Here is a 24,132-nt window from a genome sequence, read left to right as displayed (position 1 = left end):
TCAAGCCTCCTTCGACGGTGTAACCATGCCGACGATATTGCCCTGTCCATCCTCGACATAAGCGCAGCGTCCGATGCCGGGGTAATCCGTGGGCGGCAAAGCCTCGGCTCCGCCATTGTCAAGCGCCCAGGCGTAACGATCATCGCAATCGGCGACCTCGAAGGTCATCGTGCCGCCCCGAACAGGCGACCCGGCGACCGGAGCCACGCCCATGCGCGCCATCATTCCGCCGGTCACGCCCTTTTCCATGCCGATGTCACCGCCGTCGATCAGGTGATATCGCACGTCCTCGCCGCCCGGCATGGGCGCGAAGGCCCAGCCGAACAGACCCGCGTAGAAGGCTTTTCCGGCATCGATATCGCCAACGTGGATTTCGAAATGCGGCATCAGCGGACCCCTTCCGCGTATATGTCGGTCCAGAGCTCGTCGAGCGCCGGTTCCGGGCTTTCCTTGGCGAAATCGGCAGCGGCATTCACCACCGCCTTGATTTCCTTGTCGATGGCCTTGAGATCGTCTTCGGTCGCGTGTTTGCCGGTCAGCAGAAGGGCGCGCACGTGTTCGATCGGGTCGCGTTCGTCGCGCATCTTCTGCACCTCTTCACGGGTGCGGTACTTGGCCGGATCCGACATCGAATGGCCGCGATAGCGATAGGTCTTGATTTCCAGGATATACGGACCCTTGCCCGCCCGGCAGTGCCTGACCGCCTTTTCACCCGCCGCCTTGACCGCCAGCACATCCATGCCGTCGACCACCTCGCCCGGGATGCCGAAGGCGGCGCCGCGGGTGAAAAGATCGGGGGTCGAGGTCGATCGGGCCTGCGCGGTGCCCATGGCATATTGGTTGTTCTCGATCACGAAGATGCAGGGCAATTGCCAAAGCGCGGCCATGTTGAAGGTCTCGTAGACCTGTCCCTGGTTCGCGGCGCCATCGCCGAAATAGGTGAAGGTGACGCGATCGTTGCCGCGATACTTGTCCGAGAACGCCAGCCCGGCGCCCAGCGGCACCTGCGCCGCGACGATGCCGTGACCGCCGTAGAAATGCTTTTCGCGGCTGAACATGTGCATGCTGCCGCCCTTGCCCTTGGAATAGCCGCCCTCGCGTCCGGTCAGTTCGGCCATGACGCCACCGGGGTCCATGCCGCAGGCCAGCATGTGGCCGTGATCGCGATAGGACGTGATCCGCTTGTCGCCATCCTCGGCGGCGGCCTCGAGCCCGACGACCACGGCTTCCTGGCCGATGTAGAGATGGCAGAACCCGCCGATCAGGCCCATACCGTACAACTGGCCGGCCTTTTCCTCGAACCGGCGGATCAGCAGCATGTCGTGGTAGTAGGCCTTGAGTTCGTCGGCCGACACGTTCGGTTTCGCGGTGCCCTTGCGCGCGGCCATGAGCGTCCTCCCCGGGATCGTTTAGTATTGAACGATTTCGCAAGGGTAGGGTGCGGCGGCGCGCGAGTAAAGATGCCTTGATCGCGCGATGCGGACCGGGGGTCAGTTCACAACGACTTCGTCTGACCGCACGAGCCCCAGAACGTCGCGGGCCTGCTGGTCCAGCAAATCGATGTCCAGGAAATCATCCGACAGGCGTCGGGTCAGGTTCTCCAGATGCGCCACGTCGCGTCGCAGGCCGGCCAGCTCGGTGGCAAGGGTCTGCCCCTCGACGATGATCTCGGCTCGGCGGAACAGGCCGTAATCGCCCTGCACCGCGGCAAAGACGAAATACGCGGAAAGCGTCAGTGCGACGGCGAAGAAAATAAGAACGCCGAAAGCGGGACGGGTGCGGTTGGTGACCATTGCTCTGCCTCTGTGCCGCGCCTCTGGCGGGCGCGTGCAGACACTATGGCACAGCCGCGCGGGCAAGGGAATCCCCCGCGCAACCTGTTGATTCACGTGCGTCCCGATTACACCCGACGGTGTTGCACATTTGTGCCGTGTTTGGGCGGGCGCGTCACCACGGCCAGTTCGGGTGGGCTGTCATCGTCGCTCAGCGCCTCGTACAATTCGTCGATCCGCTGGCTTTGGAACAGCCGCGACGCGGTGGCCAGATCGCGCGGGGTCATGCGCGCAGGTCTCTTGCATGGGGCGCTTCCATCCCGGCCAAGGTGCGCAGGACGCCCTCGTAATAGGTCATCTCGTCCTTGAGTTTGAGTTTGCGGCTCTTGAGGTGGCGCAGATGGGCGGCATTGGGCAGCGGGCGCAATTGCTCCGAACGGATGCGCGCGTCGAGATCGCCGTGGCGGCTGCGCAAGGCGTCGATGCGGGCTTCGATCGATGCGGGCGGTGTGAACTGGCGGGTCATTGTGTCCTCCCTGTGTGACTCTGCGGTGCGACAGAGATGGGGTTCCACAGGCTTTCTGAAAACCAAATGCAACTCGCAATCAATATAGGAAATACCTATGTCTTCTTCCGGACAGCGGGATGAGGCAGCGATGGCGACGACACCCAGTTTGCGGCAACTGAGATATTTCGTGACGCTGGCCGAGGCCGGGCAGGTCAGTCGCGCGGCGGAATGGCTGGGGCTGAGCCAGCCGTCACTCAGCCTGCAGATTTCGGCACTGGAAACCCGGCTGGGCCTGGCGTTGGTCGAACGGCGCCGCCGCGGCGTGGTTCTGACCCCCGAGGGCCGGCTGGTTCTGGAGCGCGCCAAGCGGGTGCTGGACGAAGTGTCGGCACTGGGCGATCTCGCGCAATCGCTGGGCGCCGGGCTGACCGGGCAATTGCGATTGGGCGCATCTCCGACCGTCGGACCCTACCTGCTGCCGGGGCTCGTTCGGCGGATGCATCGCGACCATCCGGATTTTCGGCTGGTGCTGCGCGACGGCGCGCCGCGTGATCTTGTCGAGGAATTGCTTGCGGGGCGGCATGACGTGATCCTCACGCAATTGCCGGTCACGGCGCGCGGGATCGCGGTCGCCAGGCTGTTCCGCGAACCGTTGCGCGTGGCGATGGCGCATGACCATCCGCTTGCGGCCAAGGACATGCTGACCGATGCCGACCTGGCAGGGCAGGACGTGTTGACCTTGCCGGACGCCTTCGCCCTGCACAGCCAGATCGCCGAGTTGTGCCGCGATGTCGGTGCCGGGCTGCGCGCGGATTACGAAGGCACCAGCCTCGATGCACTCAGACTGATGGCGTCGATGGGGATGGGACTGGCCTTTCTGCCCGCGCTCTATCTGGCTTCCGAAGCCGGACACAGTGCCGGCGACGTGGTGGTGCGGCCGTTCCGCCAGGACCGAGTGACACGTTCGATCGGCCTGGTCTGGCGACAAAGCGCAGCGCCGAGCGTCGCGCTGGAGCGTTTGACGAACCTGTTGCGCCGCACCTTGCGCGAAGATCACGCGGGACGGGTCATCGCCGAGGCATAGAAGCGCCCAGGTCGAATTTGCCGCTTTCCAGCCCGGCTGGGAATCGGGCATGCAGGTCATATGCTCCGTGTCGTTCTCATGCTGTGCCTGATCGTCGCCGTGCCGGGTTGCGCCGCGCGCGGCGTGCTGAGCATCCTGCCCGGCGTGACGGCACCCGGTGCCGTGATCCAGCCGGTCTTCATCGCGACCAACCGGCTGCCGTCGCAGCAGGCCGAAACCGGCCTTTTCCAGCAGCGCTTCGGTGAAACCCGCGATCCGACGCTGCGCTATGCGCGGCTCGACGTGTCGATACCGCCGGGGCATCTGCCGGGTCGGATCGAATGGCCGGGCGGGCAGCTTCCCGACCCGTCGCAGCATTTCGTCGTGGCCCAAGAGGATCGCCTGGATCGCGGCGATTTCCTGCGCGCCCTGCAGACGGCCGGGGCGGGGCAGGTGGATGTGCTGCTGTTCGTGCATGGCTACAACGTCAACAACGCGGAAGCCGCCTACCGGTTGGCGCAGATCGCCCACGATTTCGATGCCGACCTGCCGGTCATCGCCTATTCCTGGCCCTCGGCCGGCAGCCCGCGCGGCTATGTCTACGACCGCGACAGCGTGATCTTTTCCCGCGACGGGCTGGAAGAGCTGCTTCTGGCGCTGACCGGGCCGGGCGGGCGGCGTGTGCTGATCGTGGCGCATTCCATGGGCAGCCAGCTGGTGATGGAGACGCTGCGCCAGATGGCGATCGGCGGCAAGGGCACGGCGCTGTCGCGGCTGGCCGGCGTGGCGTTGATCTCGCCCGATATCGACGAAGACGTGTTCCTGCGTCAGGCCGCACGCATCCAGCCCTTTCCGCAACCCTTCCTGCTGATGGTGTCCAGCCGTGACCGTATCCTGGATGTCTCGGCCTTCCTGACCGGCAAGCCCAGCCGCCTGGGCTCGATCGAGAATCCGACCCGCCTGGGCGACCTGCCGGTCGAGATCATCGACCTGTCGACCGTCGAAGGCGGCGACCGGCTGGGCCATTCCACCGCCTTCACCTCGCCCGCGGCGATCACGCTGATCCGCGACACGACCCGCTGATCGGCGGCACGGGGCGCGGGCATTTCGGGTGAAAATCGCGGGAAACCGGCCGCTTGGCGGGAAAACGGACTTGGACAGTCCGTGCCCATCGCCTAGGACTGGAGACAGCGCCTTGCGTGCCCGGCGACGTCCCTGACCGTTTCACCCTTTCCGCGACGTCCCGCATGGCTTTGCGCGACGAAACGGCAGGAGCACGCATGAGTGCCTTTCGGCGGCAATTGAACCACACCATCGACGCCTGCGGGCGCGGTTGGGACATGCTGCGCCACAAGGCGCCGGGGCAGGTGCAATTCTGGTTCATCGCGCTTGGCGTCGGCATCGCTTCGGGCTTGGCCGCCATCGGTTTCCGCGGTGCGGTCGAAAGCCTTCAGGCGGCGATCTACGGCACGACCGAAGTGCACCTGCTGCATTCCTTCGCCGAAACGCTGCCTTGGTTCGTGATCCTGGTCATCCCGGTCTTCGGCGGCATCGCGGTGGGGATCATCCTGCACCTGTTCACCCCCGACGGGCGGGTGCGCGCCGTGGCCGACGTGATCGAGGGCGCGGCGCTGAACGACGGGCGGGTCGAGCGCAAAGCGGGTCTGGCCTCTGTCGCCTGTTCCTGCATCACTCTGTCCACCGGCGGCTCGACCGGGCGAGAAGGGCCGGTGGTGCATCTGGCGGCGCTGATTTCGACCTGGGTGGCCAACGCGCTCAAGGTCGACGGGATCACCGGGCGCGACCTTTTGGGCTGCGCGGTGGCGGCCGCGGTTTCGGCCAGCTTCAACGCGCCCATCGCCGGCGCGCTCTTCGCGCTCGAGGTTGTGCTGCGCCATTTCGCCGTGCATGCCTTCGCGCCGATCGTCGTCGCTTCGGCCGCGGGCACGGTGATCAACCGGTTGACCTATGGCGACGTGACCGAATTCGCGCTGCCCGGCACCGGGGTGGTCGAGTTCTACCTGGAACTGCCCGCCTTCTTCCTGATGGGGCTGGTCTGCGGCCTGGTGGCGGTGCTGATGATGCGGGCGATCTTCTGGGCCGACGATATCGAAACCGCGATCCAGAAACGCCTTGGCCTGCCGCATTGGCTCAGCCCTTCGGTGGCGGGGCTGGCCCTGGGTGCCATCGCGATCTTCTACCCGCATATCATCGGCGTCGGCTACGAGACCACGTCGCGTGCGCTGACCGGCGACCTGCTGCTGCACGAGGCGATCGTGTTCACCATCGTCAAGGTTGCCGCGGTGGCGATCACGCTTGCGGGTCGGATGGGCGGCGGCGTGTTTTCGCCCTCGCTGATGGTCGGCGCCACGACAGGGCTGGCCTTCGGGATGATCGCCACCAGCGTCTTTCCCGACCAGTCCGGCGCCTACACGCTGTATGCGCTGGCGGGTATGGGCGCGGTGGCCGCGGCGGTCCTGGGTGCGCCGATCTCGACCACGCTGATCGTGTTCGAGCTGACCGGGGACTGGCAGACCGGGCTGGCGGTCATGGTGTCGGTGTCGATGTCCACCGCGCTGGCGGCGCGGCTGGTCGACCGCAGCTATTTCCTGACCCAACTGGAACGGCGCAACGTGCACCTGGCCGCCGGGCCGCAGGCCTATCTGCTGACCATGTTCCGGGTGCGCAGCGTGATGCGCCGGCCCAATGACGAACGCGCCGCGGACGAGGCCGCCTGTCTCGAGATGATCGATCGCGGGCTGTTCGTGCAGGCGCAATCGACGCTGGAAACCGCGCTGCCGATGTTCGACAAGTCCGGGGTCGCCTTCCTTCCGGTGGTGACGCTGGATGGCGAGGACGGCGCGCCCGTTCTGCAGGGCGCGCTGTTTCATGTCGATGCGCTCAAGGCCTACAACCGGGCACTGGCGGCGACCGCTGCAGAAGAACACTCCTGACCGGGGCCACGGCCGGTCAACTGCCGGCATCCATGCCCAGTTCGCGCCGGATGCAACGGCGCAAGTCGCGCTCATAGGCGTCCCGGCAGCGGTTCACGATGCGCGCGATCATCGGCACCACGGGCCCCGGAACGGCGGTCGGCGGCGCGATCACCGGGTCCGGTCGCGGCGCGCGGTCGACAAGGTAGCGCGTGGCGGACCAGCCCAGCGGCCCGGTTTCGGGTTGCACAAGGCTCCAGCTTCCGATGTCTCCCAGAACCGTCACGGCATCGCCGTTGCGCAGGATCGATTGGACGGCGTATTGCGTGTCGGGGCCGCCGCGCAGGTTCAAGGCTCCGTCCGGCGCATCGACCCAGCGGCGCTCTTGCACCGGATCGGGGGCCGGCACGGGGTCGCGAACCTCGATCAGCACCGGTTGCGCGGACAGATAGCCGCCATGCGCCCAACCAACCCGGCCGGACGCGCTTTCGACTTTCAGCCAGGTGCCCGGAGCGGACAAGACCCGCACCCGGCTGCCATGTGGCATCGCCTCGAGAACGGAATAGCCGGTCGATGGCCCGGCGCGCAGGTTCAGCGCGCCATCGCGCGGCGCGTCCACGAACAGATGAGTCGCCGCCGGGGCAGAGGTGGCAATCACAAGGGCGGCGAGCAAAGCGAGCAGTCGCAGCATCGGGACATCCTTTCGGTAAGGTGGCATGTCGCGATGGTCGGCCGGGGCCCGGTGGCTAGACAATAACGCCTGCCCGGCCGGTCAGGCGGCGCGGGCGGTTATCCGATGACAGGCTTTCAACGGCGGCCGATGATGCCGCGCCCGTCGATCATGCCCAGCTTGGCGCACAGCCGCAGCACCATCCAGTATCCGGTCCGGCTGGCTGCGTCCTGCAACGCGCTATCGGCCGCGAACGGCAGGAACAGCACCTCGTCCACCGGTTGGTTCGGGGCGTGGTCCAGCCCGCAAACCGTGCGTCCTTCGTTCAGCGCGCCCAGCGAAACCAGCGTCAGCGTGCCGCGCAGCCAGGGCAGCGTGGGCAGGGCCAGCAGCCGGTCGAAGACCTGCAGGGCCAAGGGCGCGTAGCCCGCCACCATCAGCGATGGGCCGGGCCGCGCGCCGCCCAGTCGGTAGCCGACGATATCACCGCCATCCGCCGTGAGAATCTCGACAAAGCGGTTGGCCTCGCTCGCGTCGGTCTTGAATTCCAGAACGGTCATGCGCTGCATCTCCGGGTTTTCACCTGTCATGCATGACGGGTTACCGGAGATCCTGCCATCGGCAAAACTTGAAATATTAATCGTTATCGTGAGCGCTCGTTATGCAAGGATCATAACGGGCGGGCGTGCGGATCAGACCTGTTCGACCGTCACGCCGTCCTGTTCGTAGAACGCAAGGTGCCCGGCGATCCGCGCCGCCTCGGGTTTGGGCGCCTCGTAGGACCATACGGCGTTGGTGTAGGTCTTGGATTTGGACATGATCGAAAAATACGACGCCTCGCCCTTGTGCGGGCATGTCGTGGTCTTTTCGGTCTTTTCCAGGAAAGCCATGCCGATATCGGCACGCGGAAAGTAGATCACCGGGGGATGGCTGCCCTCGACCAGTTCCAGCGCATTGCTGCTTTCGCCCAGAACGGCCCCGCCGGCGCGGATGACCCAGGTGCCTTCGGCGGGGGTGATGGTGATGTGCTTGGTCATGGATGGGACTCCGTTTTGGCGCCCCCGGTCAAACAGGGGTTGTATTGCGCAACTATGTCAAATCGGCCGGCAGGCCAGCGAAAGCCAGTCGCGTTCGGGATCATCGACCAGCGGTCCGACGCGGTCGAGCACCGCGGCGTGGTAGTCGTTGAGCCAGTCACGCTCGGCCTGGGTCAACAGGGCGGGAACGACAAGCCGGGTGTCGATCGGAACCCATGTGAGGGTCTCGAACCGATACATCTCGGACACGGTCTGGCCGGGCAGGGCCGGGGCGCGTTCGACCGCGATCAGATTCTCGATGCGGATGCCGAACGCGCCTTCGCGGTAGAACCCGGGCTCGTTCGACAGGATCATGCCAGGCTCCAGCGCCACGGTGCCGGCGCGGGCGATTCGTGCCGGACCTTCGTGTACCGAAAGGTAACTGCCGACGCCGTGTCCGGTGCCATGGTCGTAGTCCAGCCCCGCCTCCCACAGCGCATGGCGCGCGAAGGGATCGATGTCGCGACCGGCAAGGCCCTTGGGAAAGCGCAAGCGCGACACCGCAATCATGCCCTTCAGCACGCGGGTAAAGGCGGCACATTCCTCGGCACCCGGATCGCCGATCGCAACGGTTCGGGTGATGTCCGTGGTGCCGTCAACGTATTGCCCGCCGCTGTCCACCAGCAGAAGCTGGCCGTCCGCGACCGGTGCATCGGTCGCCTCGGTCACGCGGTAATGCACGATGGCGCCATGTGCTCCAGCGCCGGCGATCGTCTCGAAGGAAATGTCGCGCAGCGCGTTCGAGGCCGTCCGTTCCGCCTCCAACCGCCGGACGACGTCGATTTCCGTCAGGCTGCCGGCCGGTTGCGCGTCGAGCCAGGCCAGGAACCGCACCATCGCCGCCGCATCGCGCAGTTGCGCTGAACGGGCGCCGTCCAGTTCGGTGGCGTTCTTGCACGCCTTGGGCAAAAGGCAGGGATCGGGCGCCTCGACGATGTCGCCGGCGATGGCTTCGGCGACGGCGACCGGACAGGTCGCCGGGTCGATCAACGCGGCGCCGTCCAGCGCAGCGACGGCCGACAGGAATTCATCGGGTGGCCGCACAGTGACCCGCGGCCCCAGATGATCCGTGACATCCACCAGTTTTCTGTCGTCCATGAAGAGAGTTACGCGCGCATCTTCATGCAGGATGGCGAAACCGTGCGCCACCGGGTTGCGCGGGATGTCGCTGCCGCGAATATTCAGCAGCCAGGCGATGCTGTCAGGCAGCGTCAGGATCGCCGCCCGGGCCTTGCCCAGCCCCGCGGCCAGGCGCGCGATCTTGTCGCCATGCGCCTCGCCAGCCAGTTCCGGCGGCTGCACGATCACCTTGCCGAGCGGTGGGTCGGGTTGATCGGCCCAGATCGCATCGACAAGGTTTTCGCAGGCCCGAAGAGCCACCTGCTCCAGCTTCGCCTCCAGCCCGCGCTTCTGTTCGACGCTCAGCAGCCACGGATCGAATCCGATAACCCCCTTCGGCAATGCGGAGGAAATCCAGTCGCCCAGTGACGTCTCGGGCCAGGCGACCGGTTCGAAGACATCCGCCACCTGCCGTTTGATCTGCACCCGATAGCGACCGTCGACGAAGACGCCGGCGCGGTCGGCCAGCGCCACGCACCACCCGGCCGAGCCGGTGAACCCGGTCAGCCAGGCCAGCCGGTCGTCGCGTGGCGCCACGTATTCACCCTGGTGGGCATCGGCGCGTGGCACGATGAACCCGTCCAGCCCGGCCTCGGCCATCCGCGCCCGCAACGCCGCCAGCCGCGGCGGGCCCTGATCGGGCGAGGCTGTTTCGGTGAAACTCTGGAACATCGTCCCCTCCTGCGCGGCGGAGATTAGCAAGTTGCGCGCCCTGCGCCAGAGGCGGTGCGGTCAGGATGAAAGAAAAGCGTTGAATTCGCTCAGAAAGCTGTCCCAGCCGGGCATCCCGGGAAAGGGGTTGTGGTTGGCGCTGTCGATCACCACCAGTTCGGCACCGGGAATACCCTGGGCCAGCTTGCGCCCCTCGCTCAGCGGATGCACAGCGTCGTCGCGGCTGTGCAGGACCAGCGTCGGCGTGCGGACCTGCGGCAACAGATCGGCGATCGACACGGTGTTGACCATCGACCGCATCACCAGAAGCGACTCGACCCCGCTGGCCAGCTGGATGTTGCGCGTCCAGTTCTGCACCGTCTGGCGGCTGGCATCGGGGTAATAGGCGCTCAGCCAGGCGCCGATCAGCGGGCTGCCGGGCGTTGTCCAGCCGTCGCGGATCAGCGCGACGATGGCCTCGGTATTCTCGTCCTGTCGCTTGGCTCCGCGGCGCGACCGGCCATCGACGTAGCCGCCCATCAGTACCAGTTTGCGCAGCCGTTCGGGATAGCGCGCGGCGAAAGCCACCGAAAAGATCGCTCCGCCGGACATCGCCAGCATGTCGAACGTGTCGAACCCCGCGGCGTCGGCGACGGCGTACAGGTCGTCGGCCGCGCGATCCAGGTCGATATCGGGCAGGGACGGATCGGACTGGCCGCAACCGCGATGATCGTAGCGCAGCAGGCGGCGACCATCGCCGACCGCATCGAAGAACGGGCGGCAATCGGGGTCCGACCAATCGCGTTCCAGGTTGGTGGGGAAATGCCAGGCCAGAAACAGCGGCGGTCCGTCGCCGGTCAGCGCATAGGCGATGCTGGCACCGTCCGGCGCGCGGGCAAAGCGGATCGCCTGGTGGGCCTGGATTGGCGCGGTCGACGCGGCCGGTGCCGGGCTGGTGTGTTCCGTCACCTCCGCCACCATCTGCAACCCGCGCCGCGCCACGGTGCGGATCACGCGCTGTGCCTTGCCATCGTCGCCCAACGCCTTGCGCGCCGCCGCGATGCGGGCGGAGATGGCGGATTCGGACACGATGCGGCCCTGCCAGACCGCCTCGACGATCTCGTCGCGGCTGACCACACGGTCGGGATGCGCCGCCAGCAGCGTGATCAGGTCGAAGACCTGCGGTTCCACCGGTACGACCGTGCCGTTGCGGGACAGGCGGCGGGTATCGGTTTCAAGTTCGCAATCGGCAAATCGAAATTTCATGACCCAGCATTGCCGGGCAGCGTCGTTGCGGCAAGCGCAAACGGCGCGCCGGTCACGGTGCGAGGAAGTCCAGCAGGATGTCCAGGTAGTCCGCCCAGACCGCGTTGCCGGGCAGGGGGACGTGGTTGGCGGTATCCAGCACCACCAGTTCGGCCTTTGGAATGCCCGCGGCCAGCTTTTGCGCCTCGGACAGCGGATGCACGGCGTTGCTGCGGCCCTGGACGATCAGCGTCGGGCATTGAACGCGCGGCAGGATGTCGGCGATGCTGTCGGTGTTTACGACATCGCGCAGCCGCAGCATCTGCGCCTCCGAGGCGGTCGTTTGCTCGCGCTCGACCATCGCCTTGAGCATATCCATCGGGCCCTCGGGAAAATAACTCAGCTGGTAGGCCAGCGCCAGACCGCCGCCGCCGGTGGTCCAGCCTTCCTCGATCAATCCGCGGATCGGGTCGGGTGAAGTGGCGGGCCCGCGCCGGGCGCGCCCGTCGACATAGCCGCCGACCAGCGCCATTTTGGTGATCCGGTCCGGGTGCCGCGCGGCCAGGCGCACGGCGGCCAGCGAGGCGCCGGATTCCGAGAGAAAGGCAAAGCGGTCGATCCCCGCCGCGTCGGCCACCGTCAGGATGTCGTCGATCAGGGTATCTATCTGAAAGGGTTCGGGGCTCGGTTCGCTCAGTCCGAAGCCCGAGGCATCGAAATGCACCAGACGATGGCGCGCCGAGAGCGCGTCGATCAGCGGGCGTTCCGAAGGGAAGGTCCACTGCTCGGCGACGTTGATCATCGGCGCGCCGATGCGCAGGACCGGCGGGCCGGTGCCGTTGGCGGCCCAGGCCAGCGTTCGGCCCGCCCGGTTGCGGGCATAGCGGACCGGCGGCGCGCGGGTGGCAGGGGCCGATGGCGTAGGCGCGCTGTCGCCCGTCACCTCCCGCCACCATCTGCAAGCCCCGCCGCGCCACGGTGCGGATGACGCTCTGCGCCTTGCCATCGTCGCCCACTGCCTTTCGCGCGGCGGCGATGCGGGCGGAGATGGCGGATCCCGACACGATGCGGCCCTTCCATACCGCCTCGACGATTTCGTCGCGGGTCACCACGCGGCCCGGGTTCTCGACCAGCAGGCGGATCAGGTCGAAGACCTGAGGCTCGACGGGCACGGGCGTTCCCGCACGGGTCAGGCTCAGCGTGTCCGTGTCCAGCAGGCAGGTGGCAAAGGCGTGGCGCATGGCGAAAGTAAACGCCGCTACCGGGTCCGTCACAAGCGTTTCCGCAAGCTTCGGATCGTTTCTCAGGGGTTTCCAAGGGAAAAGACAGGACTGTCTTCAAGCGCGCCGCCGCGGTCCGGGCGAGGATGGGACATCAACCAAGGAGAGCCGCGATGTTCACCCCCTTCGACACCGCTCACATGACCCACCGTGCCGCACGCCACGTTCCCGCAAGCGATGACCTGCGCCAGGCGAACCACCAGCGCCGCAGCGCAAGACGCGCCGCCTTTCGTGCCTTCGTCGCGGCGGTCTTTTCCCGGGCGCCGCGTCACGGCGCACCGGTCAAGCCGGTCAGCTCGCGCGCCTGATCCCGAGGATGCGGGCCCGGGCGCGCGGGTCTTTGTCGAACAACGAGGCCAGCTGTTCGGTCATCGCGCCGGCCAGCTGCTCGACATCGGTGATCGTTACGGCGCGGTCGTAATAGCGCGTCACGTCGTGGCCGATGCCGATGGCCAGCAACTCCACCTGCTTCTTGCGCTCGACCATGGCGATCACGTCGCGCAGGTGTTTTTCAAGGTAATTCGCGGGGTTGACGGACAAAGTTGAGTCGTCCACCGGGGCGCCGTCGGAAATCACCATCAGGATCTTGCGCGCCTCGGGCCGCCCGATCATACGGCGGTGCGCCCATTCCAGCGCCTCGCCGTCGATGTTTTCCTTCAGCAGCCCTTCTTTCATCATCAGGCCCAGATTGTCGCGGGTCCGTCGCCACGGCGCGTCGGCGGATTTGTAGACGATGTGGCGCAAGTCGTTCAGGCGCCCGGGTTGCTGTTCGCGCCCCGAGTTCAACCACCGCTCGCGGGCTTGTCCGCCCTTCCAGGCCCGGGTGGTGAAACCCAGGATCTCGACCTTGACGGAACAGCGTTCCAGCGTGCGGGCCAGAACGTCCGCACAGATCGCGGCGATCGAGATCGGCCGCCCGCGCATCGACCCGGAATTGTCCAGAAGCAGCGTCACCACGGTGTCGCGGAACTCGGTGTCCTTTTCCACCTTGAAGCTCAGCGGCGTCGTGGGATTGGCCACCACACGCGCCAGCCGTCCGGCATCCAGGATGCCTTCCTCGCGGTCGAATTCCCAACTGCGGCTTTGCTGCGCCTGCAACCGGCGCTGCAGCTTGTTGGCCAAACGGCTGACCGCGCCTTTCAACGGTTCCAGCTGCTGGTCCAGATAGGCGCGCAGGCGCTCCAGTTCGACCGGTTCGGCCAGGTCCTCGGCGGCGATTTCCTCGTCATTGTCGGTGTTGTACACCCGGTAGTCGGGATCGGCCTCGGAGATCGGCTGCGGCGCGGGCGGCTCGAGCGGCGCCTCGCCCTCGGGCATCTCCATCTCGTCGCCCATCTGGTCTTCGGCCATCTCGTCCAGGCTGACTTGCGCCTGGCTGGGGTCCTGTGTCTCGTCCTGGCTGCTTTCCGGATTGGCCTCGGCGTTTTCGTCCTGGTCGTCGTCCTGGCCGGTGCTGTCGGGCTGTTCCTCGGGCTCTTCGGCACCTTCCTCGGCCGCGTCGTCGGACTGGTCGTCCATGTCGTCGGGGTCGTCGCCCAGCTGGTCGCCATACCCCAGGTCGGTGATGACCTGGCGGGCAAAGCGCGCAAACGCAGCCTGGTCGTCCAGCTTGTCGCCCAGATCCTCGAGCGTGCCGCCTGCCTGGTCTTCGATAAAGCCGCGCCACAGTTCCATCACGTGGGCGGCATCCTTGGGAAGATCGCGTCCGGTGGCGAGGTGGCGGATAAGATAGCCCGCGGCGACGGGCAGGGGCGCTTCGGAGGCCTGGGTGATCTGGCCATAGCCGCGCCGCATCGCCTCGTGCCCGATCTTGGCGTCGATATTGCCGGCGGTGCCGGGCATGTCGCGCGCGCCCATCGCTTCGCACCGCGCGGTCTCCATCGCCTCGTAGATCTCGCGTGCCATGTCACCGGGCGGACAATAGCGGCTGTGGGTGGCGTTGTCGTGATAGCGGTGGTGCAGCGCCAGCGCATCCGCCGTGCCGCGGGCCAGCAACACCTCGTCGCGGGTCATCCGGCGGCTGACCTGGGGCAGGCGCATCGTGTCGCCGCTGACGCCCGAGGGATCGACGGAATAGGAGACCGACAGGTCCGGGTCGTCGGCCATGACCTTGGTGGCCTCGGCCAGGGCCTTCTTGAACGGATCGGCGGGGTTGTCGCTGTCGCGTTTCATGCGCGCCTAGCTCCTGGTTTTCCGTCTTGCCCGGTCGTGACCGGGCCATTCATTCGGGCCGCGATCGCCCTTACCCCAAGCTCACGCTGGCCGCGCTTTCGGGCAGTTCCTCGTCAAAGCAGCGCTGGTAGAATTCGGCCACGGTCTGGCGCTCCAGCTCGTCGCACTTGTTCAGGAACGACACGCGGAATGCGTAACCGACCGAGCGGAAGATCTCGGCATTCTGCGCCCAGGCGATCACGGTGCGGGGCGACATCACCGTCGACAATTCGCCGTTCATGAAGGCGCGACGGCTGAAATCGGCGACCGTCACCATCTGGCGCACCTGCTTGCGGCCCTTGTCGTTGTTGTAATGCGGGCATTTCGCCAGCACGATCGCGGTTTCGGCGTCGATCGACAGGTAGTTCAGCGTCGCCACCAGCGACCAGCGGTCCATCTGGCCCTGGTTGATCTGCTGGGTGCCGTGATACAGCCCGGTGGTATCGCCCAGGCCCACGGTGTTGGCGGTGGCGAAGATGCGGAAATACTTGTGCGGCGTGATGACCTCGTTCTGGTCCAGCAGCGTCAGCTTGCCGTCGGTTTCCAGAACCCGCTGGATCACGAACATCACGTCGGCCCGGCCGGCATCGTATTCGTCGAAGACGATGGCGGTGGGGTTGCGCAGGGCCCAGGGCAGGATGCCTTCCTGGAATTGCGTCACCTGCTTGCCGTCCACCAGCTTGATCGCATCCTTGCCGATCAGGTCGATCCGGCTGATATGACTGTCCAGGTTCACCCGCACGCAGGGCCAGTTCAGACGCGCCGCGACCTGTTCGATATGGGTGGACTTGCCGGTGCCGTGATAGCCCTGGATCATCACCCGTCGGTTGTTGCGGAACCCCGCCAGGATCGCCAGCGTCGTGTCGGGGTCGAACTTGTAGGTGCTGTCGATATCGGGCACGCGCTCGGTCCGGTCGGGAAAACCGTGAACCACCATGTCCGAATCGATGCCGAACATTTCACGAACCTCGATTTCTTCGGTCGGTTTCGCGTTGATGTCGATCATGCCGTCCGCCATGCTGGTCTTGTCCTTCTCGTCGCGTGCTGTCCGCCTCTGGTGCAACATATCGCGGTAAGGGGCAAGGGGAAGCGAGCCGAACGAACGCCATGTCGCCGCAGGACGAGATAGAGGGGCTGATCGCCCGTGTCGCGATGGGCAACCGCGAGGCGTTCCGCCGGCTTTATGGCCGGACTTCGGCGAAACTCTTTGGCATCTGCCTGCGTGTCTTGAACGACAAGGAACTGGCCGAGGAGGCGCTGCAGGAAGTCTATGTCACGATCTGGCGCAAGGCGGGGATGTATCGCGAAGGCGTGGCATCCCCGATGACCTGGCTGATCACATTGGCGCGCAACGCCGCCGTGGATCGCCGCCGCCGCATCGGCGGGTTGCCCCTGGACGGCGACGGTCAGGCGATCGAACGGCTGCGCGATCCGGCCCCGGGCCCCGAGGCGCAGGCCGTGGCGCGATCCGAGGCGCGGGCGTTGCAAGCCTGCCTGGACACGTTGAACCCGGACCACGCGGCGATGATCCGCAGTGTCTATCTGGACGGCGCCACCTATGCCGAGATGGCCGCGGCCCACGGCGCCAAGCTGAATACCGTGCGCACCTGGCTGCGCCGCAGCCTGATGCAACTGAGGGAGTGCCTGAGCCGATGAGCGCGACCGATCCCGGAAACGACCTGCCCGGCGGCGACGAAGCCGCGGCGGCGGAATACGTGCTGGGCCTTCTGTCCGAGGACGAGGCGCGCGTCTTTGAAGCGCGCATGGCGACCGATCCGGATCTGGCGCAGGATGTGCAGGCCTGGTCGGAGTATTTCGCGACGCTGACAGACGACCTGCCCGAGATCGAGGCGCCGCTGCAGGTGCTGCAACGCGCCGAGGCGCAGGCTCTGGCCACCGGCAAACCGCCGGTCTGGCGCGCGCTCTGGCCCTATCTGGCGGGCGCCGTCGCCGCTTCGCTTCTGGCCTGGCTGGTTCTGTCCGGCGACCTGCTGGGCCCCGGCGGCACGCCGCTGCGCGCCGAGCTTGTTCCGGCCGATGGCACGATCACGCTGACCGCCGCCTTCGACCCCACCGATGCCACGCTGCGCCTGGGTCCGGTGGTCGGCACGGCACCCGAAGGCCGTGCTTTGGAATTGTGGCTGATCGCGGCCCCCGATGCCGCGCCGGTCTCGCTGGGGCTGGTGCCGCCGGGCGGCGCCGTGATCGCCCTGCCACCGTTGCTGGCCGACCGCCTGAACGGTGCGACGCTGGCCGTGTCGGACGAACCGCCCGGTGGATCGCCCACCGGTGCGCCCACCGGCGCCGTTTTGGCGGCGGGCACGCTCGCGGCGTCGTGATCGTGTTGTGACCGTCGATCCGAAACTCTGCGGCACCGCATTCCGTGTCTTCGTCTGACCCTGCCCCGAACGGGCCGGGCAGATCGAGGAGAGACACGATGAAATTCAACCGCATCCTGGCCCAGGCGGCCGCCGTTCTGGTCGCAACCGGTGCCGCCCAGGCCGCCAGTCACAGCCAGACGGAAAACCCGATGGTCGGCGGCGCCGCGATGTTGCCGACCATGACCATCGTCGACAACGCGATGAACTCGCAGGATCACGAGACACTGGTCGCAGCCGTGGTTCAGGCCGGATTGGCCGAAACGCTGAAAGGGGCAGGGCCCTTCACGGTCTTTGCACCCACCGATGACGCCTTCGACATGATCGCCAAGGACAGCCTGGCCGCGCTGATGATGGACGAGAACAAGGCGCAACTGGCGCAGATCCTGACCTGCCACGTCGTCGCCGCCAGCGCCATGTCCGATGCCATCGCCGGGATGATCGCGGCCGATGGCGGCGCGCATCCGGTCGAAACGCTGGGCGGCTGCACGCTCAGGGCGACCCTGTCGGGCGACACAATCACGTTGACGGACGAAAACGGGCGCGATGCCACGGTGACGATTGCCGATGTCGTCCAGTCCAACGGCGTCATCCACGTCATCGACCGGGTGCTGCTGCCCAAGCAATAAGGCCCGTATGCTGTGGCGGGTCCGGTTCGGTCGATCCCCGGCCGAACCGGCCCGAACCCGCCCGAACCCACCCGGCGCTCGCGCGATCGTGCAGAAGTGTCGGTTGATTCCGCCACCCATCCGCGCAAGCTGGACGCAAACCCGGAGAAAGACATGAACCGACGCAGTTTTCTGGCCACCGCCGCCGCGACCATGGGCCTGGCATCCGCCGCGCGCACGGCCGCGGGATTCGAAGTCACGCGAAGCGATACCGAATGGCGCGCCATGCTGAACGACCTGGAATACAAGGTGATGCGCAAACACGGCACCGAACGGGCCTTTACCTCGCCGCTGCACGCGGAAAAACGCGCCGGGACATACCTGTGTCGCGGTTGCGATCTGCCGCTCTATTCCTCGGCCGACAAGTTCGACAGCGGCACGGGATGGCCCAGTTTCACCCGCGCAAAGCCCGACGCGGTGGGCACCAGCACCGACCGGCGCTTTTTCATGACCCGGACCGAGGTGCATTGCCGCCGCTGCGGGTCGCATCTGGGCCATATCTTCAAGGACGGCCCACCGCCCACGAACACCCGGCATTGCATCAACGGCGTGAGCTTGAAATTCGCCGCAGCGTGATCCGCCATCCGGCACGAAAAAAGGCCTTTGGGCGATCCCAAAGGCCTTTTCCGTGAGTGAAATTACTCGCTTGACGCATCTGACCTGGGGGTCGCTCAACGACGCGCCTTGCAAAAACGCTAGCACACCAAAAAGTTGAGTGTCGAGCGGCAAATGCGCGTTTTTGACGATTTACCGCGGCTCTGAACGTTTCGGGGCGGCGGTCACTTGAAGTTGCGGCTGTCCTTGAGCTGATCCCAGGCCCAGACGACTTCCTGCAACTGCTCTTCCTGGCTGCGGTCGCCGCCGTTCATGTCGGGATGCAAGACCTTGATCAGCGCCTTGTAGGCGCCGCGGATATCCGCCTTGGACGCGTTTTCCGACACTTCGAGGATTTCGACCGCGCGCCGTTCGGTTGGCGGCAGCTTGCGCCCCGCGCCTGCGGTCTTGCCGGGATTGCGCGTCGCGTTCGCGCCCAGCACCTGGTGCGGGTCCTCGATACCCAGGCGCGCCCATGCCTTGGCCTCGGGGTCGCGCCAATCCTTGGTCTTGCGTTCCCACACCTTGTCGGCGCTGGCCTGGGCGTTCATCTCGGCTTCGGTCTTGCCATCAAAGAAGTTCCACTTGAGGTTGTATTCCCGAACGTGGTCCTTGCAGAACCACAGGAAGTCGTCCAGCACGTCCGGCGCTTTCGGCGCACGGAACTTGCCGGGTTCCTCGCAGCCCTCGTGGTCGCAAAGCCGTGTCGAGGTTTCCTGTTCGCCCGACATGCTGCGCCGCCCGCGCGGGTTCTTTTTCTTTGCCGACTTGATCGACATGTCGAAACCGAAGGGATCTGGTCTGCTCATCGCTCATACCTTTTCGACTCGGACGCAGGAGTGTAGACGATCGGACGGCCATGAACAGGGGGAAGGGGTAAAAAATGACACGCGACGCCGAGATCGAGGCAAAACTTCGCGCAGCGTTCACGCCGCACGTTCTGGTTGTTCGCAACGACAGCGAAAAACACCGTGGACATGCCGGTTTCCAGGAAGGCGGCGAAAGCCATTACCACGTTCTGATCCGGGCGGCGGCGTTCGACGGCATGTCGCGCATCGCGCGACACCGGGCCGTGCATGCCGCGCTTGGGCCCGATCTTGTAACCGCCATTCACGCGCTGTCTCTGGATATCGAGGTCTAGCCGACCGGGTTCAGTCGGTCGGATCGCGCATGCGGTCGGCCCGGGCGCGCAGGATATCGGGCACCGGGCCGATGCTGCCCGTGTCTTCTACTCCGTTGTCGCGGCGCATCTCGGACGCGTCGTCAGGGCTTGAAAAGACGATGTCGCGCTGTGCAAGCGCACCCGGTGACGACGGCCTTGGCGCATTGTCGGCCTCCGCGTCGCGCCCGAAACGCGCGTCGGCACGGGCAACCCCTGCAAGGTCGGTCGCCGGCGCCGCGGGCTCGGACGGAAGATCTCCGATGCCCGCGGCGGCGCGCGGACGCCGGAACACCAGGAAATCACGCCGGACACCGCCCTCGGACGCCGGGCTTGCGCGGTCTTCGCAGGTCAGGGTTTCGGCTCGAAGAAAATCCCAGCCGTCCGACGCCATCTGGTTCAGCAGCCGTTCGATGGCCAGGGCAAAGCGTTCGTCGGTCGTGCGGGGGACCGGTGTGCGTTCGCCGCGTCCCGGTCCGGGTATGACCCTGTATTCGTAGCGTGGCATTCTAAACCGGTCGCCCGTTCATCCGGCCTGCCCGGTGTCGCGGCATGAGGCGGCGCATGCGCCGGGCAGAAAACATGCGCCAGACAGAATAAAGGGGCCGGCACTGCCGACCCCCCGATGCAAGAAACAGGAATAAACGGATCAAACCCCCCAGTGACAATCTTTTGTATCTACGCCCCTAAATGGATGAAGCGCCCTGGGGTTGCCCCCGGTAACGCCACGTTAACATTTCCGGCTTGATTTTTGAAGCAAGGTTTTCACGACTTTGCCATTCTTTGTGTAAAAGCGCTTTGAAGAACGAAAAAATCCCGAAACCGGAAACGATTCGCCACGCCGTGGGACCGTTGTTCCGCGAGATCGATTCGAAAAACCACAGAATCGCTGCACGCCTTCGGCGGTAATCCCCGCTTGCCGCGACCGATTCCGGCAAGTTTCGGCTTAGGCCAAAGGTCGCATGTACGGCCGGACCGGCCGCCGAACGACGGCGTGTGATACCGCCGCCGCGCCGGGGTGCTATTGCGCCAGTTTCTTCGCGACCAGTTCGTTCACCGCCTTGGGGTTCGCCTTGCCGCCGGTGGCCTTCATGACCTGGCCCACGAACCAGCCGGCCAGCTTGGGGTTTTCCTTGGCCTTGTCGACCTGGGCGGGATTGGCGGCGATGATCTCGTCGACCGCCGCTTCGATCGCGCCGGTATCGGTGACCTGTTTCATGCCGCGCGCCTCGACGATCTCGGCCGGGTCGCCGCCTTCGGTATAGACGATCTCGAACAGGTCCTTGGCGATCTTGCCCGAGATGTCGCCCTTGACGATCAATTGGATGATGCCCGCCAGCTGCGCCGCCGAAACCGGGCTTTCGCCGATGTCGTGGTCTTCCTTCTTCAGCCGTCCGAACAATTCGTTGATGACCCAGTTGGCCGCCAGCTTGCCATCGCCCGATGCAGCGGCGACGGCTTCGAAGTAGTCGGCATTCTCGACCTCGGCGGTCAGCACGCCGGCATCGTATTCCGACAGGCCGAAATCCGAAACGAACCGGGCTTTCTTGGCGTCCGGAAGTTCCGGCAACGAGGCGGCGATGCCGTCGACCCATTCCTGCTCGATCTCCAGCGGCAGCAGGTCGGGATCGGGGAAGTAGCGGTAATCATGCGCCTCTTCCTTGGATCGCATCGACCGCGTCTCGCCCTTGTCCGGATCGTAGAGCCGGGTTTCCTGGTCGATCTTGCCGCCGGCCTCGAGAATGGCGATCTGGCGGCGCGCCTCATAGTCGATGGCCTGCTGGATGAACCGCATCGAGTTCATGTTCTTGATCTCGCAGCGCGTGCCAAGATGCGAAAAGTCCTGTGTTTCCTGATACTTCTCGTACTGGCCCGGCCGGCAGACGCTGACGTTGACATCGGCGCGCAGGTTGCCGTTCTGCATGTTGCCATCGCAGGTGCCAAGGTAGCGCAGGATCTGGCGCAGCTTGGCGACATAAGCGGCCGCCTCTTCGGGGCCGCGGATATCGGGGCGGCTGACGATCTCCATCAGCGCCACGCCGGTGCGGTTGAGATCGACAAAGGACATGTGCGGGTCCATGTCGTGGATCGACTTGCCGGCATCCTGTTCGATATGGATACGCTCGATGCGCACCTTCCGGGCGACGCCAGGGCCCATGTCGACGATCACCTCGCCTTCGCCCACGATGGGGTGGTAAAGCTGGCTGATCTGGTAGCCCTGCGGCAGGTCGGGATAGAAATAGTTCTTGCGGTCGAAGGCTGAAACCAGGTTGATCTGCGCCTTCAGCCCCAGCCCGGTGCGCACCGCCTGTTCGACGCAATACTCGTTGATGACCGGCAGCATCCCCGGCATCGCGGCATCGATGAAGGACACGTTCGAATTGGGTTCGGCGCCGAATTTCGTGGACGCGCCGGAAAACAGCTTGGCCTGGCTGGCGACCTGGGCATGCACCTCCATCCCGATCACCAGTTCCCAATCGTGCTTGGCCCCGGCGATCACCTTGGGTTTGGGGGTCTCGTAGGTCAGGTCCAGCATCGGCCACCTCATCCGCTTGTCGTTGCGAGAGGGGATAATCCAGCCCCCGCGGCGGGGCAAGGGCGTCAGGCGTCGCGCAGGAAGTTCAGACCCGCGTCCGAGAAGATCAGCCGCTGGTCGTCGCGCAGTTGCGGCGCGAAATGCTCGGCCAGGGCCGACAATGCGCGCACCTTGCCGCGGCTGACCGGGTCTTCGCCGGGGCGATCCTCGGTCTGGCCCGGGCGGCGCGCCTCTGTCCAGGCCAGCGGATGCACCTCGCGCAGGTGGTCGCGGGCGATCCAGCCCAGGCAATTGGCGATGCGTGCACGGGTGGAACCGGCGATCGCCTTGCCCGACAACGAATAGCCGCAGAACGCCGCCAGCCGGTTCACCATGTGCTGGTCGCCACGCCGTTCCAGGATATCGTGCATGCCGGCGATGAACAGCTCTGCGTCGAGACGGCGAAAGGCGCGCGGATCCAGGGTCAGCGGGTCCAGCATGACCCAGACATATCCGCCCAGGCCCCAGATGTCCTGCACCCGCGCGGCAGTGCGGCGGGCCTCGCGGTCGAGCTTCTCGAAATCGCCGTAGCGGTCGGGCATCAGGTCGCGGCCGAGCGCGCGCATGTGATCGGGGCAGGCGGGGTCGAGGTCGATCGCGTCTTCGTAATCGTCCGCGACACGCGCCTGCGGCCGCGCGTCGATCGCCAGAAGCGCACAGCGCAACCGGGCGAGCAGGGGGCTGTCCAGCGCGAAGGGATCGAAGCGGTCGGCAAGGCACAAGGCCGTCTCGTAGCACCGGTCGCGTGCATCGTTGCAGGCCGCGGCGTGTTTGCCGCGTCGCGCCTGCACGTCCCAGGCTTCGGCCAGCGCGACATGGGCGCGGGCCACGACCGCGGCGGCGCCGAAATCGTCGGGGCAATCGGCAAGGTTGTCCTGCAGGTCTGTCATCGCAAGCCGGGCCTGGCCGGGATCGTCGTCCCGCACGGCGAGCCGCGCGCTGTCCAACGCGTCCGACGCCGCACCATCGGCCATCAGCGCGGCAACCGGCAGGCCGCCGGGCGTCGCGGCGCGGGCGGCGTCGGCTTCGCGGATGGCGGCGCCAAGATCGTCCCAGGCGCCCTGTCGTGCCAGGTGACGACCCAGGTTGCGATGCCGCGAACGGGCCTCGCCCTCGGGCGAAACGGCCCGCACGGCGATGTCGATGCGGGGCCGTAGCGGTGTCGCAGCCGCCGGCGGTTCGGCGGGGACGGGCTGCGGGCGCGCACCGAACGTCCGCCAATGAAAGGTCGGCAGGCTGAACTTGGGCAGTCGGCGGGTCAGGGTGCTTGGCATCGTCGGCAACGGTTGTGGATTTCCTTGCACGCAGTCTTGCCCGGGATTGCGGCGGCAACGCGGCATCGGCAAGGATTTGGCGCGCCGCGTTGGGGCAATTCGCGGGCAGGGCGGCCGGGGCGTTATCGCAAGGGTTGATCGACGGCGGCTTATCGCCGATGCGCGCCGTGTCGTCTTGCCAAACCCATGCCCGGCTGGCAGGAATCGCGGTCATGCTGCGCCATCTGAGCCTTATCCTCATGCTGGTTGCCGCGCCTGTGGGGGCTGTAACCGAAGTCACGCCGAAACCGGCGATCACCACCGCGCCATCCGCGCAGGCGGTGGATGCCTCGTTGCGCCCGATGGCACGCACCCTGGTGATCCCCAAGGCCCGCTGGGGCAGCCGCAACGGCCGCTCCGCCTGGACCCTGGCGACATTGTCGGCGCTGCGCGGCCATGCCAGCGTGTTGCCGGAACTCGTTCCCAAGGATATCGCGGCCTGGTGCCCGGCCTATCCCACCGCCGACCGCGCGCAGCGCGAAGCGTTCTGGGTGGGGCTCATCTCGTCCCTGGCCTGGCACGAAAGCACGCACCGCCCGCATGCCGTTGGCGGCGGCGGCCTGTGGTACGGTCTGACCCAGATCCTGCCCGGAACGGCACGCGGCTACGGCTGCAAGGCCCGGACCGGATCGGCGCTGAAAGATCCCGAGGACAACCTGTCCTGCGCCCTGCGGATCATGGCCGTCACCGTGCCGCGTGACCAGGTGATCAGCCAACGGATGCGCGGCGTGGCCGCCGATTGGGGTCCGTTCCATTCCCGCAAGAAACGCGAGGACATGGCCGCCTGGGTCCGCAAGCAGGATTACTGCACGGGTCTGGCCCGCTCGCTGCGCCCCGTGGCGCGGCCGCTGGCGCCCGAAACCGAACCGGCCTTCGGCAGCGTTCCCATCGTCACAACGCAGGGCCGCTGACCGCTC

The 24,132-nt window shown here is 66.3% G+C and carries 27 protein-coding genes and 1 pseudogene; 10 read left to right on the top strand and 18 right to left on the bottom strand.

Translation table 11 applies throughout. The features are described from left to right. The 5 genes from KUH32_RS16230 to KUH32_RS16210 all read right to left on the bottom strand — a co-directional run bounded on the left by KUH32_RS16230 (position 1) and on the right by KUH32_RS16210 (position 2,298). Positions 1–387: a VOC family protein gene (locus KUH32_RS16230; protein ID WP_217779637.1), complete on the bottom strand. Its 387-nt coding sequence runs from the start codon at positions 385–387 to the stop codon at positions 1–3. Further along, positions 387–1,388 (bottom strand): pyruvate dehydrogenase (acetyl-transferring) E1 component subunit alpha, encoded by a 1,002-nt coding sequence (pdhA, locus tag KUH32_RS16225; protein WP_217779636.1) that lies wholly within the window; start codon positions 1,386–1,388, stop codon positions 387–389. The genes KUH32_RS16230 and pdhA overlap by 1 nt, the downstream gene beginning before the upstream one ends. Positions 1,389–1,490: 102 nt before the next feature. After that, positions 1,491–1,793, bottom strand: a complete 303-nt coding sequence (locus KUH32_RS16220; protein ID WP_217779635.1) for an FtsB family cell division protein — start codon at positions 1,791–1,793, stop codon at positions 1,491–1,493. Between the two features lie 107 nt (positions 1,794–1,900). Continuing rightward, the gene (locus tag KUH32_RS16215; RefSeq protein WP_217779633.1) at positions 1,901–2,059 is read right to left on the bottom strand and encodes a hypothetical protein; all 159 of its coding nucleotides are present in this window, start codon (positions 2,057–2,059) and stop codon (positions 1,901–1,903) included. Next, a complete protein-coding gene (locus KUH32_RS16210; RefSeq protein ID WP_217779632.1) occupies positions 2,056–2,298 on the bottom strand; it encodes a YdcH family protein in 243 nt (80 codons plus the stop codon). Before KUH32_RS16210 ends, KUH32_RS16215 begins: the two co-directional genes overlap by 4 nt. A gap of 130 nt (positions 2,299–2,428) precedes the next feature. Here KUH32_RS16210 and KUH32_RS16205 point away from each other — a divergent pair, with 130 nt between their 5' ends. From KUH32_RS16205 to KUH32_RS16195, 3 genes are all read left to right on the top strand, one after another. Further along, on the top strand, positions 2,429–3,364 hold the full coding sequence (locus KUH32_RS16205) for a hydrogen peroxide-inducible genes activator (protein ID WP_217779631.1): 936 nt from the start codon (positions 2,429–2,431) through the stop codon (positions 3,362–3,364). Positions 3,365–3,424: 60 nt separating this feature from the next. Beyond that, positions 3,425–4,426, top strand: coding sequence for an alpha/beta hydrolase (locus KUH32_RS16200; RefSeq protein WP_217779630.1), 1,002 nt, complete (start codon positions 3,425–3,427; stop codon positions 4,424–4,426). Positions 4,427–4,623: 197 nt separating this feature from the next. Beyond that, positions 4,624–6,297 carry a chloride channel protein gene (locus KUH32_RS16195; protein WP_254899188.1) on the top strand — a complete coding sequence of 558 codons (1,674 nt, stop codon included), beginning with the start codon at positions 4,624–4,626 and terminating at the stop codon, positions 6,295–6,297. Between the two features lie 16 nt (positions 6,298–6,313). Here the strand turns inward: KUH32_RS16195 and KUH32_RS16190 are convergent, their stop codons facing one another. The 7 genes and pseudogenes from KUH32_RS16190 to KUH32_RS18660 form a co-directional block, all read right to left on the bottom strand. Continuing rightward, a complete protein-coding gene (locus KUH32_RS16190; RefSeq protein WP_217779629.1) occupies positions 6,314–6,967 on the bottom strand; it encodes an SH3 domain-containing protein in 654 nt (217 codons plus the stop codon). Between the two features lie 116 nt (positions 6,968–7,083). After that, entirely contained in the window at positions 7,084–7,506 is a 423-nt protein-coding gene (locus tag KUH32_RS16185) for a hypothetical protein (RefSeq protein ID WP_217779628.1), read from the bottom strand. 132 nt (positions 7,507–7,638) lie between these two features. Continuing rightward, positions 7,639–7,983 (bottom strand): DUF427 domain-containing protein, encoded by a 345-nt coding sequence (locus KUH32_RS16180; RefSeq protein ID WP_217779627.1) that lies wholly within the window; start codon positions 7,981–7,983, stop codon positions 7,639–7,641. 57 nt (positions 7,984–8,040) lie between these two features. Beyond that, on the bottom strand, positions 8,041–9,813 hold the full coding sequence (locus KUH32_RS16175) for an aminopeptidase P family protein (protein WP_217779626.1): 1,773 nt from the start codon (positions 9,811–9,813) through the stop codon (positions 8,041–8,043). A 60-nt stretch (positions 9,814–9,873) separates the two neighbouring features. Next, positions 9,874–11,058: an alpha/beta hydrolase gene (locus tag KUH32_RS16170; protein WP_217779625.1), complete on the bottom strand. Its 1,185-nt coding sequence runs from the start codon at positions 11,056–11,058 to the stop codon at positions 9,874–9,876. 52 nt (positions 11,059–11,110) lie between these two features. Further along, on the bottom strand, positions 11,111–11,980 hold the full coding sequence (locus KUH32_RS16165; RefSeq protein ID WP_217779624.1) for an alpha/beta fold hydrolase: 870 nt from the start codon (positions 11,978–11,980) through the stop codon (positions 11,111–11,113). Between the two features lie 31 nt (positions 11,981–12,011). Beyond that, positions 12,012–12,278, bottom strand: a pseudogene (locus tag KUH32_RS18660) (winged helix-turn-helix domain-containing protein); the annotation flags it as partial. A 152-nt stretch (positions 12,279–12,430) separates the two neighbouring features. Here KUH32_RS18660 and KUH32_RS16155 point away from each other — a divergent pair. Further along, positions 12,431–12,625 carry a hypothetical protein gene (locus tag KUH32_RS16155; protein WP_217779623.1) on the top strand — a complete coding sequence of 65 codons (195 nt, stop codon included), beginning with the start codon at positions 12,431–12,433 and terminating at the stop codon, positions 12,623–12,625. Here the strand turns inward: KUH32_RS16155 and cobT are convergent. Both cobT and cobS read right to left on the bottom strand, forming a co-directional pair. After that, on the bottom strand, positions 12,609–14,489 hold the full coding sequence (gene cobT / locus KUH32_RS16150; protein WP_217779622.1) for a cobaltochelatase subunit CobT: 1,881 nt from the start codon (positions 14,487–14,489) through the stop codon (positions 12,609–12,611). The genes KUH32_RS16155 and cobT overlap by 17 nt on opposite strands. 70 nt (positions 14,490–14,559) lie before the next feature. After that, on the bottom strand, positions 14,560–15,546 hold the full coding sequence (gene cobS, locus KUH32_RS16145; protein ID WP_217779621.1) for a cobaltochelatase subunit CobS: 987 nt from the start codon (positions 15,544–15,546) through the stop codon (positions 14,560–14,562). Positions 15,547–15,635: 89 nt separating this feature from the next. Between cobS and KUH32_RS16140 the strand changes: the two genes are divergently transcribed. The 4 genes from KUH32_RS16140 (at position 15,636) to msrB (ending at position 18,150) form a co-directional block, all read left to right on the top strand. Further along, the gene (locus KUH32_RS16140; RefSeq protein ID WP_217779620.1) at positions 15,636–16,184 is read left to right on the top strand and encodes a sigma-70 family RNA polymerase sigma factor; all 549 of its coding nucleotides are present in this window, start codon (positions 15,636–15,638) and stop codon (positions 16,182–16,184) included. After that, on the top strand, positions 16,181–16,867 hold the full coding sequence (locus KUH32_RS16135) for an anti-sigma factor (RefSeq protein ID WP_217779619.1): 687 nt from the start codon (positions 16,181–16,183) through the stop codon (positions 16,865–16,867). The genes KUH32_RS16140 and KUH32_RS16135 overlap by 4 nt, the downstream gene beginning before the upstream one ends. A 98-nt stretch (positions 16,868–16,965) precedes the next feature. Then, the gene (locus KUH32_RS16130) at positions 16,966–17,535 is read left to right on the top strand and encodes a fasciclin domain-containing protein (protein ID WP_217779618.1); all 570 of its coding nucleotides are present in this window, start codon (positions 16,966–16,968) and stop codon (positions 17,533–17,535) included. 153 nt (positions 17,536–17,688) lie between these two features. After that, positions 17,689–18,150, top strand: a complete 462-nt coding sequence (gene msrB, locus KUH32_RS16125) for a peptide-methionine (R)-S-oxide reductase MsrB (protein WP_217779617.1) — start codon at positions 17,689–17,691, stop codon at positions 18,148–18,150. 203 nt (positions 18,151–18,353) lie between these two features. Here the strand turns inward: msrB and KUH32_RS16120 are convergent, their stop codons facing one another. Beyond that, entirely contained in the window at positions 18,354–18,977 is a 624-nt protein-coding gene (locus KUH32_RS16120) for a J domain-containing protein (RefSeq protein ID WP_217779616.1), read from the bottom strand. A gap of 74 nt (positions 18,978–19,051) precedes the next feature. Here KUH32_RS16120 and KUH32_RS16115 point away from each other — a divergent pair, with 74 nt between their 5' ends. Further along, positions 19,052–19,309 carry a BolA family protein gene (locus KUH32_RS16115; protein ID WP_217779615.1) on the top strand — a complete coding sequence of 86 codons (258 nt, stop codon included), beginning with the start codon at positions 19,052–19,054 and terminating at the stop codon, positions 19,307–19,309. A gap of 10 nt (positions 19,310–19,319) precedes the next feature. Here KUH32_RS16115 and KUH32_RS16110 read toward each other — a convergent pair whose 3' ends face one another. The 3 genes from KUH32_RS16110 to KUH32_RS16100 all read right to left on the bottom strand — a co-directional run bounded on the left by KUH32_RS16110 (position 19,320) and on the right by KUH32_RS16100 (position 23,176). After that, on the bottom strand, positions 19,320–19,835 hold the full coding sequence (locus tag KUH32_RS16110) for a hypothetical protein (RefSeq protein WP_217779614.1): 516 nt from the start codon (positions 19,833–19,835) through the stop codon (positions 19,320–19,322). Between the two features lie 513 nt (positions 19,836–20,348). Beyond that, positions 20,349–21,863: an Asp-tRNA(Asn)/Glu-tRNA(Gln) amidotransferase subunit GatB gene (gene gatB, locus KUH32_RS16105; RefSeq protein WP_217779613.1), complete on the bottom strand. Its 1,515-nt coding sequence runs from the start codon at positions 21,861–21,863 to the stop codon at positions 20,349–20,351. 65 nt (positions 21,864–21,928) lie between these two features. Continuing rightward, the gene (locus KUH32_RS16100; RefSeq protein WP_217779612.1) at positions 21,929–23,176 is read right to left on the bottom strand and encodes a hypothetical protein; all 1,248 of its coding nucleotides are present in this window, start codon (positions 23,174–23,176) and stop codon (positions 21,929–21,931) included. A 212-nt stretch (positions 23,177–23,388) separates the two neighbouring features. Between KUH32_RS16100 and KUH32_RS16095 the strand changes: the two genes are divergently transcribed. Further along, the gene (locus KUH32_RS16095; protein WP_254899187.1) at positions 23,389–24,126 is read left to right on the top strand and encodes a transglycosylase SLT domain-containing protein; all 738 of its coding nucleotides are present in this window, start codon (positions 23,389–23,391) and stop codon (positions 24,124–24,126) included. Positions 24,127–24,132: the final 6 nt, after the last annotated feature.

The organism is Thalassococcus arenae, assembly GCF_019104745.1.
Taxonomy (GTDB): domain Bacteria; phylum Pseudomonadota; class Alphaproteobacteria; order Rhodobacterales; family Rhodobacteraceae; genus Thalassococcus_B; species Thalassococcus_B arenae.
The sequence above is the reverse complement of the archived record's forward strand: the minus strand, read 5'-3'. Positions and strand labels throughout refer to the sequence as shown.

What these genes read in the sequence shown, in the direction of transcription:
- KUH32_RS16170 (WP_217779625.1), bottom strand. Translation starts at nt 11,058, where the DNA reads ATGAAATTTCGATTTGCCGATTGCGAACTTGAAACCGATACCCGCCGC.
- KUH32_RS16195 (WP_254899188.1), top strand. Translation starts at nt 4,624, where the DNA reads ATGAGTGCCTTTCGGCGGCAATTGAACCACACCATCGACGCCTGCGGG.
- KUH32_RS16110 (WP_217779614.1), bottom strand. Translation starts at nt 19,835, where the DNA reads ATGCCACGCTACGAATACAGGGTCATACCCGGACCGGGACGCGGCGAA.
- KUH32_RS16230 (WP_217779637.1), bottom strand. Translation starts at nt 387, where the DNA reads ATGCCGCATTTCGAAATCCACGTTGGCGATATCGATGCCGGAAAAGCC.
- cobT (WP_217779622.1), bottom strand. Translation starts at nt 14,489, where the DNA reads ATGAAACGCGACAGCGACAACCCCGCCGATCCGTTCAAGAAGGCCCTG.
- KUH32_RS16095 (WP_254899187.1), top strand. Translation starts at nt 23,389, where the DNA reads ATGCTGCGCCATCTGAGCCTTATCCTCATGCTGGTTGCCGCGCCTGTG.
- KUH32_RS16220 (WP_217779635.1), bottom strand. Translation starts at nt 1,793, where the DNA reads ATGGTCACCAACCGCACCCGTCCCGCTTTCGGCGTTCTTATTTTCTTC.
- KUH32_RS16140 (WP_217779620.1), top strand. Translation starts at nt 15,636, where the DNA reads ATGTCGCCGCAGGACGAGATAGAGGGGCTGATCGCCCGTGTCGCGATG.
- KUH32_RS16115 (WP_217779615.1), top strand. Translation starts at nt 19,052, where the DNA reads ATGACACGCGACGCCGAGATCGAGGCAAAACTTCGCGCAGCGTTCACG.
- pdhA (WP_217779636.1), bottom strand. Translation starts at nt 1,388, where the DNA reads ATGGCCGCGCGCAAGGGCACCGCGAAACCGAACGTGTCGGCCGACGAA.
- KUH32_RS16130 (WP_217779618.1), top strand. Translation starts at nt 16,966, where the DNA reads ATGAAATTCAACCGCATCCTGGCCCAGGCGGCCGCCGTTCTGGTCGCA.
- KUH32_RS16205 (WP_217779631.1), top strand. Translation starts at nt 2,429, where the DNA reads ATGGCGACGACACCCAGTTTGCGGCAACTGAGATATTTCGTGACGCTG.
- KUH32_RS16185 (WP_217779628.1), bottom strand. Translation starts at nt 7,506, where the DNA reads ATGACCGTTCTGGAATTCAAGACCGACGCGAGCGAGGCCAACCGCTTT.
- KUH32_RS16120 (WP_217779616.1), bottom strand. Translation starts at nt 18,977, where the DNA reads ATGAGCAGACCAGATCCCTTCGGTTTCGACATGTCGATCAAGTCGGCA.
- KUH32_RS16155 (WP_217779623.1), top strand. Translation starts at nt 12,431, where the DNA reads ATGTTCACCCCCTTCGACACCGCTCACATGACCCACCGTGCCGCACGC.
- KUH32_RS16100 (WP_217779612.1), bottom strand. Translation starts at nt 23,176, where the DNA reads ATGCCAAGCACCCTGACCCGCCGACTGCCCAAGTTCAGCCTGCCGACC.
- gatB (WP_217779613.1), bottom strand. Translation starts at nt 21,863, where the DNA reads ATGCTGGACCTGACCTACGAGACCCCCAAACCCAAGGTGATCGCCGGG.
- KUH32_RS16190 (WP_217779629.1), bottom strand. Translation starts at nt 6,967, where the DNA reads ATGCTGCGACTGCTCGCTTTGCTCGCCGCCCTTGTGATTGCCACCTCT.
- cobS (WP_217779621.1), bottom strand. Translation starts at nt 15,546, where the DNA reads ATGGCGGACGGCATGATCGACATCAACGCGAAACCGACCGAAGAAATC.
- KUH32_RS16215 (WP_217779633.1), bottom strand. Translation starts at nt 2,059, where the DNA reads ATGACCCCGCGCGATCTGGCCACCGCGTCGCGGCTGTTCCAAAGCCAG.
- KUH32_RS16175 (WP_217779626.1), bottom strand. Translation starts at nt 9,813, where the DNA reads ATGTTCCAGAGTTTCACCGAAACAGCCTCGCCCGATCAGGGCCCGCCG.
- KUH32_RS16180 (WP_217779627.1), bottom strand. Translation starts at nt 7,983, where the DNA reads ATGACCAAGCACATCACCATCACCCCCGCCGAAGGCACCTGGGTCATC.
- msrB (WP_217779617.1), top strand. Translation starts at nt 17,689, where the DNA reads ATGAACCGACGCAGTTTTCTGGCCACCGCCGCCGCGACCATGGGCCTG.
- KUH32_RS16210 (WP_217779632.1), bottom strand. Translation starts at nt 2,298, where the DNA reads ATGACCCGCCAGTTCACACCGCCCGCATCGATCGAAGCCCGCATCGAC.
- KUH32_RS16135 (WP_217779619.1), top strand. Translation starts at nt 16,181, where the DNA reads ATGAGCGCGACCGATCCCGGAAACGACCTGCCCGGCGGCGACGAAGCC.
- KUH32_RS16200 (WP_217779630.1), top strand. Translation starts at nt 3,425, where the DNA reads ATGCTCCGTGTCGTTCTCATGCTGTGCCTGATCGTCGCCGTGCCGGGT.